The following is an 11,942-nucleotide window of genomic DNA, read 5'->3' as shown; positions in this document are numbered from 1 at the left end:
CCGACGACCGACGCCTACGCGCCGTCGTCGACAGGGCGAACGTTGCCTGATGCGGCACTAGGGCGAAGGTCAGCGCGGGCGGTGGGCCGGCGATGAACCAGGCGGTGAAGGTGACCACGGCGATGGCGATCACCGCGGGGACGAAGTAGGCGGAGGCGGCGTCGGCCAGGCGCTGGATCGGGGCCTTGGAGGCTTGCGCCTGCTGCACCATGTGAACGATCTGCGCGAGCAGGGTGTCGGAGCCGACCTTGGCGGCGCGTACCCGCAGCGAACCGGTGCCGTTGATGGTGGCGCCGATCACCGTGTCGCCGGCCCGCTTGGTGACCGGCATCGGCTCGCCGGTGACCATCGACTCGTCGATCGCCGAGCCTCCGGACAGCACGGTGGCGTCGACCGGGATCTTCTCGCCGGGCCGGATGAGGATCTCGTCGCCGACGAGTACGTCCTCGATGGGGATCTCGGTCTCGGTGCCGTCGCGCATAACGCGGGCGGTGCGGGCCTGCAGGCCCAGCAGCGCACGGATGGCCTCGCCGGTGCCGGCCTTGGCGCGGGCCTCCAGCAGGCGGCCGAGCATGATCAGTGTGAGGATGACGCCGACGGCCTCGTAGTACACCTCGCGCACCTCGGCGGGCAGCACGCCCGGGGCGAGGGTGACCAGCAGGCTGTAGCCGTAGGCGGCGATGGTGCCCAGCGTGATGAGGCTGTTCATGTCGGCGCCCCGGTGGGCCAACGTCAGCCAGCCGGTGCGGTGGACCGGCCAGCCGGTGTAGAACATCACCGGAGTGATGAGGATGAGCTGCAGCCAGGGCGACAGCAGGAAGGCCGGCACCCAGGCGGCGCCGAACAGCTCGTGCGCCATGACGGCCAGCAGCACCGGAGCGGTCAGCAGGCCGCCGATGCTCACCCGGCGGGTCAGATCGGCGAGCTCGGCTCGCCGCTCGGCCTCCTGAGCGGCTTCGACCTCGGCGGCGTCCACCGGAGCCGCACCATCCGGCGGGACCGCGGCCCCGGCTCCAAACGCCGACGCCAGGTCGGACCCGCCGCCGCCCGGGGCCGCTCCTTCGGCCGGCTCCACGATGAGCGTCCCGCGGATCATGTTCATGCCGCAGGCGAAGCCGAACTCACCCGGCCGGGCCGGATCCAGCCGCAGCGTCGTGGCGCTGTGAGCGGGTAGCGCGGCGCTGACGCCGAGATCGGCGAAGACCACGCGCAAGCTGCAGTCGCCGCTCTCCTGCCGGTCGAAGACCAGCTCAACGGGCACGCCTTGACGCACCCGGATGACGCTCGGGCTGTACCCTCCGCGCACTACGATCCGTGTCCGTTGTACTCCGTCAGCCAGCTGTGCGGCGTGGGTCCGGCGCGGGCCGAAGAAAAACCATCCCAGGGCTGCCAGCAGGGCTGCGGCTGCCACTAGGACCGCGACATCGATGGTGCCCATGACATCCTCCTCGCAAGATTCTCTTACTACCTTGCTTAGGAGAAGCCGTCCAAAGATAGGGACCTAGGTCATGCGAGCACGAGGCGAACGCCCCTACCCCCCATGGGTATGCTGCGGCAGTGTGAGAGGTGCCGGAAACACTCGCCGAAGGAGAGAGCCGTGAAACGCAACCATCTGCCGCTGTACGCGATCGCGCTGGCGGTCCTGATCGTCGGAGGGCTCGCCTTCGGAGCGGAGGCCGAGACCTTGCTGCTGGCCCTGCTCGTGCTGACCTGCCCGCTGATGATGCTGTTCATGGGGCACGGCGGGCACGGGCACGGCGGAGGCCCGGATCACCGCCGCGGGGACGGCCGCCCGCCCGCCGTCCGCCATTGACCCGTTACTCACCGGCCGCCGGAAGCTTCATCGGATCTCCATAGAAACCGGGTCGGAACCTCATCTCCACCCGGCAACGTGAAACCACACCTTCCGCACCATCACATCAGGAGACAAGCACAGATGCGCAGACCATTGATCGTCACGGCCGGGGCACTGGGCGCGGTGCTGCTGGCCGGCGCCGGTTTCGGGATCGGAGCCGCGACCGGCGACGGCGGGCACGGCACCGCGGCGGTCAACGGCGGCACCCCCCACCCCGAGACCGAAGCGTCCGGGCACGAGGAGGACCCGAAGCTGAGCACCGAGGACGGTCACGACCACGCCGCCCACGAAGGCAATGAGGGCACGCCCGCGATCTACGACCCGAACGCCAAGCCGGGCGCCGGTTTCCGTGCCCGCGACGCAGTCCTCCCTCCGGCGCCGACCGGGCGCAGGCACGAGGTCACCCTCACCGTCACCGAGAAGGTCATCGAGGTCGCCCCCGGCGTACGGCAGCGCGCCTGGACCTACAACGGCACCCTGCCCGGCCCGGTCCTGCGCGGCAAGGTCGGCGACACCTTCGCCATCACCCTGGTCAACAAGGGCTCCACCGGGCACTCCATCGATTTGCACGCCTCTCAGGTGGCTCCGGACACCAAGATGCGCACCATCGCCCCGGGCGAGCAGCTCACCTACACCTTCACCGCGAAACGCGCCGGGGCGTTCATGTACCACTGCGGCAGCGCCCCCGCCCTGCACCACATCGGCAACGGCATGTACGGCGCGATCATCATCGACCCGCCGAACCTGCCCAAGGCCGACCAGGAGTTCGTCATCGTCCAGTCCGAGCTGGCCCTCGGCCCGCAGGACGGCCTGGCCAAGCTCAGCAAGCTGTACACCGCCGACTACGACGCGGTCGCCTTCAACGGCTACGCCGGGCAGTACCGCTTCACCCCGCTGACGGCCACCGCAGGAAAGCGCACCCGCATCTGGGTCGTCGACGCCGGCCCGTCCGCCCCGTCGGCCTTCCACGTCGTCGGCACCGTGTTCGACACCGTCTTCACCGACGGCGGCTACACGGTCCGCCCCGACGACGCGGCGCGAGGCGGCGCCCAGGTCCTGGACCTGGCCCCGTCCCAGGGCGGGTTCGTGGAGTTCACCTTCCCCGAGCCCGGCGAGTACGCGATGGTCAGCCACCGCTTCGCCGACGCCACCCGCGGCGCCCTCGGCCTGTTCAAGGTCAAGGCCTGAACCGCCGGTGAGATCACCAAGATGGATACGCATCACCCAAGGAGACGATCCCGATGCACGGATATGGACACGGAACGATGATGTGGCCGATGGGCGGCATGATGCTGCTCTGGCTGGCGCTGACCGCACTGGTCGTCTGGCTGGTCGTCCGCTACACCCCCGCCCGCGCCAGGGCCGGCCTCACCGCGCCGCCTGCGGACGCCGACGCCACCGGCCCGGCCCGGCGCATCCTGGCCGAGCGCTACGCTCGCGGCGAACTGGACGCCGACGAGTACACCCAGCGGCTGGCGGCCCTGCCCTGACCTCGACGGCGGAAGAACCCAGGGACGCATCTGTGCGGCGGTGCGATGTCACCGCCGCACAGATCACATCGACCGCGGCCGGTCGATCGATCACGAAGGAAACAGATATCCGGTGAGTAAGAAGGCAGACGCGACAAAACCGGCGGGAAGTGGCAGGAAGACGCGGTCGGCGCCACGATGGCCGCTGATCGCAGCCCTGGTGGCAGCCGTGGTGGCCTCAGCCGTGGCCGTGTTCGTCATCCGCGGTTCCGACGGCACGGGAGGCTCCGGCGAGTCCGGTGCTCCGAGCGAGGCGTTCGGGCACGTGCACGGCGTCGCGGTCGACCCCGCTACCAAGGTGCCCTACGTGGCCACCCATGCCGGGCTGTTCCGCATCCAGGACGAGCGCACCGCCGTACGGGTATCGCAGGGGACTCCGGACCTGATGGGCTTCACCGCGGTCGGACCCGGCCACTTCCTGGCCTCAGGCCACCCCGGCGAGCACGAGGAGGGCCCGGGCAATCTCGGTCTGATCGAGTCGACCGACGGCGGCGTCACCTGGAAGACGATGTCCCTGCCCGGGGCGGCGGACTTCCACGGCCTGCAGGCCGTCCACGGGCTGGTCTACGGCTACAACTCCGGTGACGGCGCATTCATGGTCAGCTCCGACCGGCGCACCTGGCAGCAGCGCTCCACGATCGCGATCGGGGCATTCGCCGTCAGTCCGGCCGACCCTGAGAGCATTTTGGCCATCGGGCGTGAGGGCGTGGGGCGCTCAGCCGACGGCGGCCGCACGTGGTCCCTGCTGCCCGGCGCACCGCAGCTGGCGGTACTGGCCTGGAATCAAACCGAGCAGGTGTGGGGGGCGGCGGCCGACGGGACCGTGTGGAGCTCAGCCGACGGCGGCACCACCTGGCAGCGGCGCGGTTTTGCAGGCGGCCCGGTCCACGCACTCACCGCTCACGAGGGTACGGTGTTCGCCGCCCTGGAGGGCGACCGGATCGTCGCCAGCACCGACGACGGCGCCACCTGGACCACCCGCTACGCCCCCAGATGACTCCGGCGGTGCACGACCGTGTCTCCCCGGGGTGGGTGGCCTTGAGAACCCGGGCCACCCGCTTGCAGGGCGAGGGGCACGGTCTCCGGACCCGCAAAAACGTCATGATCCTCTGAAGTCCTGTGAGACCAAGGCCCTACGACAGCGGGAGACGGACGGTGAAGGCCGCCCCCTGGCCCGGACCGGCGCTGCGCGCGAAGATCCCGCCGCCGTGGGCTTCGACCAGCGCCTTGGTGATGGTCAGGCCTATGCCGCTTCCTCCCCGGGGACGGCTGCGCGCGGGGTCGGCGCGGTAGAAGCGGTCGAAGATGTGGTCCAGATGCTCGGGGGCGATGCCTTCGCCCGTGTCGCGGACCTCGAACTCGACCCACCGCTCCAGGTTGCGGCAGAAGACGGTGACGCTCCCTCCCTGCGGGGTGTGCCGCAGCGCGTTGTCCAGGAGGTTGCCCAGCACCTGGCCCATGCGAGCCGGGTCGACCAGGACGGGCAGGTCGGTGGAGACGTCCCCGCGCAAGGTGACGCCCTTGTCGTGGTAGCGGTCGGCGGCGGCCCGGCAGGCCGCCTCGACCAGCTGCCGCGGACCGGTCAACTCCCGGTGGATCTCCAGGCTGCCCTCCTCGGCCCGGGAGACGGCACCGATGTCCTGCGCCAGGCGCTCCAGCCGTCCGGTGCTCGACCGCAGCACGGCGAAGGTGTCCTCGTCGAGCTCGCGCACGCCGTCCTCCAGCGCTTCGAAGTGCGCGTTCAGCGTCGCCAGCGGCGTGCGCATCTCATGGGCGAGATCGGCGAGCATGCGCCGACGCGTGCTCTCCACGGCGCCCAGGCGCTCGGCGAGCGCGTTGAAGGTCCCGGCCAGCCGGTCGAACTCGCTGCCCAACCCCGGGCTGGAGATCCGGGAGCTGTAGTCGCCGGCGGCCACCTCGGCCGCCGAATCGACCACCCGCGCAATCGACCGCTGCAGACGGCGGCTGAAGTACCACGTGACCGCCAACGCCAGAGCGATCGCGGTGAGCAGCGCGACCGGCAGGGCAAGCAGCATCGAGGAGGTGAACGCCTGCTCGATATGGCCCGACCCGGCCGCGCCGTGCCCGACCCCCGCCTGCACGAGATGGTCGTGGAAGATCCCCGGCCCGACGGCGGAGGCCACCAGCCACGCGGTGAGCGCCATGGCGACCAGCACGAGCGCCTGCGCCACCAGAAGCCGGGTCCCGAACCCGGGATGTCTCGCAGGGCGGCCTGGTCTCGCCGGAGGTGGCTGGTCCGGGGTCACTCGCCCGTTCCCATGCGGTACCCGACCCCCCGTACGGTCCTGATGAACCGCCCCTGCGCCGCATCATCACCCAGCTTGCGCCGCAGGTGCCCGATATGGACGTCGACCAGGTGTTCGTCCCCCACCCAGGTCTCCCCCCACACCTCGTCGATGAGCTGTCGCCTGCTGAACGCCATACGCGGCCGTGCGGACAGGGCGGTCAGCAGGTCGAACTCGGTGCGGGTGAGGGAGACCGCCTCGCCCTCCAGCCAGACGTCGCGGCCGATCGGATCGATCGTCAGGGGACCGAAGGATCGGCTGTCCGGGCCCAGTCCTTCACGCTCTCCCCGCACCCTCGGGCGGCGCAGCATCGCCTGGATGCGCGCGATCAGCTCGCGCGGGCTGAACGGCTTGGTCATGTAGTCGTCCGCGCCGACCGACAGCCCGATGAGTTTGTCGATCTCCTCGCTGCGCGCGGTCAGCATGACGACGTAGGCGTCGGAGAAGGTGCGCACCTGTCGGCAGACCTCGACCCCGTCCAGCCCCGGCAGGCCGAGATCCAGCACGACGACGTCCGGATCGATCTCCCGCACCACGTTCACGGCCTGCCGCCCGTCATGGACCACGGAGACTTCGAAGCCGTTCCGCTCCAGGTAGCTGCCCAGGACCGCCGCCAGCGACTCCTCGTCCTCGACGACCATCGCCCGAAGACCCGTGGAGGTACGGACGGGTGCCCTCCCGGCCGTGTCGCTGACACCGCCGGACCGCTCACCGGGAATCCGCCTCATGACCTCATGATGCCAGCCTGCCGTAAGCCCGGGTCGTCGCCGCACTCCCACGTCGGGTCCCCCTGTCGGGAGGGCTGGAAAGAGTGGACCGGTTCCTGCCGGCCACAGTGTGCCGGCGTCATCTTCTGCGAACCTTCACACAACCATCAGGGTTCCTGCCTGGTCATGGCGCGACACTCGTCGTGCGCCACGGGAGGAGGTGAACGGTGATGATGTGGTGGAGCAACGGCGGGAGCTGGGGCGGTTGGATCGTGATGGCCCTGGCGATGGTCGCCTTCTGGGCACTGGTGATCTTCGGGATCATCGCGGTCTTCCGCGGCACACGCGATGACCCTTCGGCGCGTACACCTGATGATCATTGTCCCTGGAAAATCCTTGATGAACGGTTCGCGCGCGGCGAGATCGACGCGGACGAGTATCGCGCTCGGCAGGACGCCCTCCGAACAGCTCACTGACCGGCAGGTCCGGCCTCGCCGCGGCGGAGCGTCTTCGACGTCTCCCTGGACGTGAACGTCACCGAAGGCGTCACGCGCTGCGCAAGAGGATCATGGTCAGGGGCGGACGGCGCCCAGAAGCCGTCCCCACCAGTAGTCGTCGAGATCGACGACCTTGATGACATCGCCGGTGCGCGGAGCGTGCACCATCTTGCCGTTGCCGGCGTACATGCCCATATGCCCCAGGCCCTTGCTGAACAGCAGATCCCCGGGCTGCAACTGGTTCAGATCCAAAGGAACGCGCCGGTCAGCCCCCCAGCTCCACTGCTCCCAGGTCGTGCGGGGCAACTCGACTCCGGCCAGACGCCAGGAGGCCTGGGTCAGCCCCGAGCAGTCATACGAGCCGGGCCCTTCCCCGCCGTACTGATACGGCTTGCCGACCTGCCTGAACGCGAACTCCAGCACCGTCCGGGCGTTGCCCGAGGCCGGCCCGGTGTACGGAATGCCGACGCTGTTGGGATCACCGGCCCGGAACGCGCCCAGCCTGCGCAACAACTTCGTCTGCTCGGTGACCATGCGTTCTGCCTTGGCCTTCTCCCCGGCCAGGGTGTCTTGCGCCTTGTCCGCCTCGCTCAGCGCCTCTTTCGCCTGGCCGTAGGCGGTCTTGAGGGCCTGGTTGGCGGTGTCGAAGGCACGCAGGGATTCGGCGCGGCTGGCCGCGATCTGGTCGATCGCGGCCATGCCGCCCAAGACCATACGCGGGTCGCTGCTGGTGGCGAACCCCTCGGCGGCGGCCAGGCCACCGAACTGGTAGGTGCTGATCGCGACCGTGACGAGGTCATCGCGCAGCCGGTCGACGCTTTTCCGCTGCCGGGTGTAGTCCTCATTCAGCCGGTCGTAGGTCTTCTTGGCCTTCTTCCAGCGCTCGTTGGCCAGGTTGTAGCGGTCGACGACCTGACCGGCCTGGTCGTTCAGCTTCTTCAGCTTCGCCTTGGCCTGCGCGATGGTGGGCTGCGGTTCGGCGATCGCCCCGTCGAGCGGGAGCAACGCGACGACGGCCAGCCCTGCCGCCGCAGCTACCCGTCCGAACTTCAGCGGCATGCCTGCCACGCTCACGGTGACGCCTTCCCTTTGCCCGGATCTCGGGCGAAATGCTACAGAAACGGGGCGGCCTAATTCACCGTTTGATCCGTACTTCCATCCTCGTGCGGGAGGATCGCGAAGTCTCCTCTTTTGGAGAGGTCCGGGCGTCACTAGCGGATCGCCGAGTGAAATACCTGGTCAGCGCGCATGAAGGGGAGGACGGTGAGGGCTCCGCTGAGCACTCCGGCACGCATGGAGGGCCTGATTGCGGCAGGAAGAGGCGACTACCGGGCATAGTAAGATCGACTTGCATGGTTGACAGTGCGGCCGGTCTTGGAGGGCAGGCGCCCCAGCGCACTCAGGCCTGCGGCAGTGGAGTCAGCTGGATTTCCCGGCCGCGGCCGAGGGGAGCAGTCATGCTCATGAGGCGTGCGCCGGACGCTGCTCGTCCTGCTTGCGTCGTCCGTAGCGCGTCCTGCCCCGCGGTTTGTACACCGCCAGGACCGTGGCCGCGAGCAACACCAGCAGGCCACCACCGGAGTGGATGACGAGGGAGACCCGCATCTCGCCGAGAGCGGTGCCGGCCAAGGACGTCTCCGCTGCCACGCGCGCCATGGAGCCGATCGGCTCCACCTGCAGCAGCAGGACGGCGGTGGCGAAGATGATCAGCAGGAACTTCACCAGGACCCAGTAATGCCGAAACAGGCCCCAGGCGGTGCCCAGCGAGGAGATGACCCCGGTCAGCAACGAGGCAAGGGCCAGCGGGAGAACGGCGAACCAGGTGATGAACTCCATCGCGAGATAGGCGGCGCGCACCCTCTGGGCATCCTCGCCGATCAAACCGGCGACGGCGAGCGCCAGGAAGCAGACGACCGCACCGAGCCAGCCGACCGAGACCGTGACGTGCGCGGTGAGCGCGAATTTGCGCAGGCGCGGCGCCATGATCATGGCTGCTGCACGCCGGGCTCTGCGCTGTCGGAGAGGTACGCCTGACCGCCGACGTTGCCGGACGGCAGGTGACGGCCCGGTCCGTGGTCGCCGCCGCTGACGATCATCGCGATGACGGCCAGCAGGAGCAGGACGCCCACGATAATCCCCAGGACCTTCACCCAGCGAGGCGTCGCTCCGCGGCCGGGCTCCGAACCGGTGCCGGCGGTGGGGGGCGGGTCGGTCATGTGTGTCTCCTCTGTCCGCGGTGCTTGCCGGGATCTCACATGCACTCCAGTTTTTGCGAGACAGCATGTCTATGTCAATCCATAATGTATCGCTATCGTCGATGTGTACGATGGGACGGTGCCGAAGCTGTGGAATGAGACGATCGAGGCGCACCGCCGCGCGGTGCGCGATGCGACCCTCGACACCACCGCGGCGCTGGTGGCCAGACACGGGCTGCGATCGGTGACGATGTCGCAGATCGCCGAGGAGACCGGCATCGGGCGCGCGACGCTGTACAAGTATTTCCCCGACGTCGAAGCGATCCTGACCGCCTGGCACGAGCGCCAGATCGCCGGCCACCTCGACTATCTCGCCGGACTCCGGGACCGGGCCGATGACGCCGGCGAGCGGCTCGAAGCCGTGCTCGAGGCCTACGCCCTCATCCAGCACGAGCACCACGGCACCGAGCTGGCGGCGCTCCTGCACCGGGGCGAGCATGTCGTCCGAGCGCAGCGGCACCTGCGTGCCTTCATCCGGGACCTGCTGGCCGAGGGAGCCGAGAGCGGCGACTTACGCAACGACGTCGAGCCCGACGAGCTGGCGCACTACTGCCTTCACGCGCTTGCCGCAGCCGGTACCCTGCCGTCCAGGGACGCGGTACACCGACTCGTCATGGTCACGCTGACCGGGCTGCGCCCTCCGCGCGTGGAGGGGGCGGGCTCGGGTCATGATCAGCCGGCTTGACCGGGCCCAGATCGGACGGTGACGCCTCCCTCCTGAGCTGTTCACTTATTCACTACTGTCTGCGACCCTTGTCCTATCCCTCGTAGGAGTAGCGATGCGACGACTCGGAACGGTCCTTGCACTCCTCGGCGGCGCGGTTCTCACGGTCGCCGCGATGCCCGCTGCCCTCGCGCACGACCATCCCAGCGGGATCACCGACCTGGTGACCCCCGCCATCGTCCGCGTCGAGGCGAAGGCCCAGGTGGACATCACCCTGCTCGACCCCACCGACGATCCGGTGCACGTCGAGCGCAGCTACGAGGTGCCGATCGGCACCGGCACCGGCACCGTCGTCAACCCCGAGGGCGCCATCGTCACCCTGACCCGGGTGGTGCAGACCGAGAAGGACGTCGCGATCCACGCCGCGAACAAGATCTTCGCCGAGCACCACAAGGTGAAGATCCCGGACGACTTCGAGCGGCACACCCTCGACGACAAGACCCTCAACCGGCACCTGCAGGAGTGCTACCCGCCGAAGAAGCCGACCGCGACCTGCATCATCGACGTCACCACCGAGATCCGGGTCTTCCCCAACATCTCGCCGGCCGATGACGAGGGGTTCAAAGCGGAGATCGTCCGCCCCGGGAGCCGGCCGGACAGCCCCGTCGTGCTGATGCCGACCGGGCGCGCCGACGGCAGCGCGGGCCTGCCCACCGCGCCGCTGGCCGCCAAGGTGCCCGACAAGGAGGGCTCGCCGGTCGCGGTCGCCGGGTTCCTCGGACGGCCGTCGGCGAACGTCAAGGAGAAGACGGACATCGCGCACCTGCGGGCCGGCGGCGCCGGCGACGGCGGGCGGCAGTTCAAGGACCCGGAGGGCAAGGTCGACGAGCCGCCCAAGCTGGGCGCCCTGATCGACCAGGGACTGCTCGGCGGGCCGGTGATCGAGGACAAGAAGGGCGAGGTCATCGGATTGCTGGTGGGCGGGGGCGCCGAGGGCCGGATGATCGGCGTCCGGGAGATCACCAAGGCGCTGGCCGAGGCCGGGGCCGCCCCCCGGCGCGGCCCGATCGACGCCGCGTTCGAGCAGGCGCTGATCCGCTTCCACACCAAGTACTACGGCGACGCCGTCCCCGGCTTCCAGCGCGTCCTGGAGCTGTACCCGGGGCACCCGGTGGCCGCCGCGCTCCTGAAGACCTCCCAGGACAAGCGCGGCACCGCCGAGGACGCGGGGACCAGGCGGGCCGCCGACTCCTCCACCGGCGAGGCGGCGGGCGTGCCGCTCTGGCCGTTCCTGGCGGGCGGCGGCGTCCTGGTGGCGGCCGTGATCGCCGGGGCGCTGCTGTACTGGCGGCGCGGGGCCGGGGTGCCCCCGAGCCCAGGGGAGGCCGGGACTCTCGAGACGGGATTGCAGGTCCCAGCGCCGCCTACTGCCATCTCCCGGCGGCCTCTGGTCGATGAGGGGGCCAACCCCACGGTCGTGGTCGGGCGGTCCTTCCCGGCCCTGCCGAAGCCCCTGTCCACCGGGCTCGGTCATCCCGTGCTGGTGGCCCGCGATCCCGGGCGGCCGGATGAGGCCGCCCCGAACGGTGATGACGCCGTCCCCGGGACCACAGGCGCGGGAGCTACCGGCGCGACCTTCCACAAGTACTGCACCGCCTGTGGGATGCGACTGGGTCAGGCCCACCGTTTCTGCGGCTTCTGCGGCCATCCGGTCAAGACCTGAGGTCTGTGGCCAAGCGGTCGTTGATCGGTAAGGAGGTGGGCTGGCTGCTGCATCAATACCGTGTTTCTGCGTGGTGCCTCAGCGCCACGCAGAACGAGATGCGGCAAGTTCACAGCTCGGTTGAGCGGTGCAGGCGGCGCGCGCGGTTGCCGGATCCCGCAGGGTGAACGGCCTCCAGTCGTGCGGCCGTTGAATTCTCGTTGATATCCCGATCGGCCCAATAGCGACACGGACAGAGGACGCTGGGCTTGCGGGCGGTGAGCAGGCGCAGAAACCGGCACAAGGGGCACAGCGTGTGCTGTGCCCCTGCCTGTGGCTGACGCCGGATCTTGGTCTTTAGGAGGCGTACTGCGGGTAGCCGTAGCCGACGACCTCGGTCTTGGGCCGTACGCGCTGCTCGACCTTG

The 11,942-nt window shown here is 69.5% G+C and carries 13 protein-coding genes; 7 read left to right on the top strand and 6 right to left on the bottom strand.

Annotated elements, in window-relative coordinates; genetic code table 11:
• A partial coding sequence (locus IEZ06_RS34780) for an HAD-IC family P-type ATPase (RefSeq protein WP_189240916.1) occupies positions 1-1,438 on the bottom strand: 1,438 nt, incomplete at its 3' end.
• 159 nt (positions 1,439-1,597) lie between these two features.
• On the opposite strand from IEZ06_RS34780, the gene IEZ06_RS34775 reads away from it, so the two are divergent.
• The 4 genes from IEZ06_RS34775 to IEZ06_RS34760 all read left to right on the top strand — a co-directional run bounded on the left by IEZ06_RS34775 (position 1,598) and on the right by IEZ06_RS34760 (position 4,381).
• Entirely contained in the window at positions 1,598-1,813 is a 216-nt protein-coding gene (locus IEZ06_RS34775; RefSeq protein WP_189240915.1) for a DUF2933 domain-containing protein, read from the top strand.
• Between the two features lie 123 nt (positions 1,814-1,936).
• Positions 1,937-3,043, top strand: coding sequence for a multicopper oxidase domain-containing protein (locus IEZ06_RS34770; RefSeq protein ID WP_203872113.1), 1,107 nt, complete (start codon positions 1,937-1,939; stop codon positions 3,041-3,043).
• Between the two features lie 53 nt (positions 3,044-3,096).
• A complete protein-coding gene (locus IEZ06_RS34765; protein WP_203872112.1) occupies positions 3,097-3,345 on the top strand; it encodes an SHOCT domain-containing protein in 249 nt (82 codons plus the stop codon).
• A 199-nt stretch (positions 3,346-3,544) separates the two neighbouring features.
• Complete coding sequence (locus IEZ06_RS34760) at positions 3,545-4,381, top strand: F510_1955 family glycosylhydrolase (protein ID WP_203872111.1); 837 nt, start codon at positions 3,545-3,547, stop codon at positions 4,379-4,381.
• Between the two features lie 136 nt (positions 4,382-4,517).
• Here the strand turns inward: IEZ06_RS34760 and IEZ06_RS34755 are convergent, their stop codons facing one another.
• Positions 4,518-5,576, bottom strand: coding sequence for a HAMP domain-containing sensor histidine kinase (locus IEZ06_RS34755; RefSeq protein WP_203872110.1), 1,059 nt, complete (start codon positions 5,574-5,576; stop codon positions 4,518-4,520).
• A gap of 71 nt (positions 5,577-5,647) precedes the next feature.
• Positions 5,648-6,418 carry a response regulator gene (locus IEZ06_RS34750; RefSeq protein WP_229799116.1) on the bottom strand — a complete coding sequence of 257 codons (771 nt, stop codon included), beginning with the start codon at positions 6,416-6,418 and terminating at the stop codon, positions 5,648-5,650.
• A 206-nt stretch (positions 6,419-6,624) separates the two neighbouring features.
• Between IEZ06_RS34750 and IEZ06_RS34745 the strand changes: the two genes are divergently transcribed.
• Complete coding sequence (locus tag IEZ06_RS34745; protein WP_203872109.1) at positions 6,625-6,873, top strand: SHOCT domain-containing protein; 249 nt, start codon at positions 6,625-6,627, stop codon at positions 6,871-6,873.
• 96 nt (positions 6,874-6,969) lie between these two features.
• On the opposite strand, the gene IEZ06_RS34740 is transcribed toward IEZ06_RS34745, so the two are convergent.
• The 3 genes from IEZ06_RS34740 to IEZ06_RS34730 form a co-directional block, all read right to left on the bottom strand.
• The gene (locus IEZ06_RS34740; protein WP_189240913.1) at positions 6,970-7,953 is read right to left on the bottom strand and encodes a C40 family peptidase; all 984 of its coding nucleotides are present in this window, start codon (positions 7,951-7,953) and stop codon (positions 6,970-6,972) included.
• A 402-nt stretch (positions 7,954-8,355) separates the two neighbouring features.
• Complete coding sequence (locus IEZ06_RS34735; RefSeq protein ID WP_189240912.1) at positions 8,356-8,883, bottom strand: hypothetical protein; 528 nt, start codon at positions 8,881-8,883, stop codon at positions 8,356-8,358.
• Positions 8,880-9,110, bottom strand: a complete 231-nt coding sequence (locus IEZ06_RS34730) for a hypothetical protein (RefSeq protein WP_189240911.1) — start codon at positions 9,108-9,110, stop codon at positions 8,880-8,882. Before IEZ06_RS34730 ends, IEZ06_RS34735 begins: the two co-directional genes overlap by 4 nt.
• A gap of 118 nt (positions 9,111-9,228) precedes the next feature.
• On the opposite strand from IEZ06_RS34730, the gene IEZ06_RS34725 reads away from it, so the two are divergent.
• Complete coding sequence (locus tag IEZ06_RS34725) at positions 9,229-9,834, top strand: TetR/AcrR family transcriptional regulator (protein ID WP_189240910.1); 606 nt, start codon at positions 9,229-9,231, stop codon at positions 9,832-9,834.
• 94 nt (positions 9,835-9,928) lie between these two features.
• Entirely contained in the window at positions 9,929-11,536 is a 1,608-nt protein-coding gene (locus IEZ06_RS34720) for a tetratricopeptide repeat protein (RefSeq protein ID WP_189240909.1), read from the top strand.
• The last annotated feature ends 406 nt before the right edge of the window (positions 11,537-11,942 follow it).

Origin of the sequence: Planomonospora antibiotica, from assembly GCF_014647955.1 — a bacterium.
Lineage (GTDB): Bacteria > Actinomycetota > Actinomycetes > Streptosporangiales > Streptosporangiaceae > Planomonospora > Planomonospora parontospora.
Note: the sequence above shows the minus strand (reverse complement) of the source record. Positions and strands in the feature narration are given on the sequence as shown.

Bases quoted from the DNA above. Each gene is read 5' to 3' on its own strand.
- IEZ06_RS34770 (WP_203872113.1), top strand. From the start codon at position 1,937: ATGCGCAGACCATTGATCGTCACGGCCGGGGCACTGGGCGCGGTGCTG.
- IEZ06_RS34765 (WP_203872112.1), top strand. From the start codon at position 3,097: ATGCACGGATATGGACACGGAACGATGATGTGGCCGATGGGCGGCATG.
- IEZ06_RS34750 (WP_229799116.1), bottom strand. From the start codon at position 6,418: ATGAGGCGGATTCCCGGTGAGCGGTCCGGCGGTGTCAGCGACACGGCC.
- IEZ06_RS34740 (WP_189240913.1), bottom strand. From the start codon at position 7,953: ATGCCGCTGAAGTTCGGACGGGTAGCTGCGGCGGCAGGGCTGGCCGTC.
- IEZ06_RS34735 (WP_189240912.1), bottom strand. From the start codon at position 8,883: ATGATCATGGCGCCGCGCCTGCGCAAATTCGCGCTCACCGCGCACGTC.
- IEZ06_RS34730 (WP_189240911.1), bottom strand. From the start codon at position 9,110: ATGACCGACCCGCCCCCCACCGCCGGCACCGGTTCGGAGCCCGGCCGC.
- IEZ06_RS34720 (WP_189240909.1), top strand. From the start codon at position 9,929: ATGCGACGACTCGGAACGGTCCTTGCACTCCTCGGCGGCGCGGTTCTC.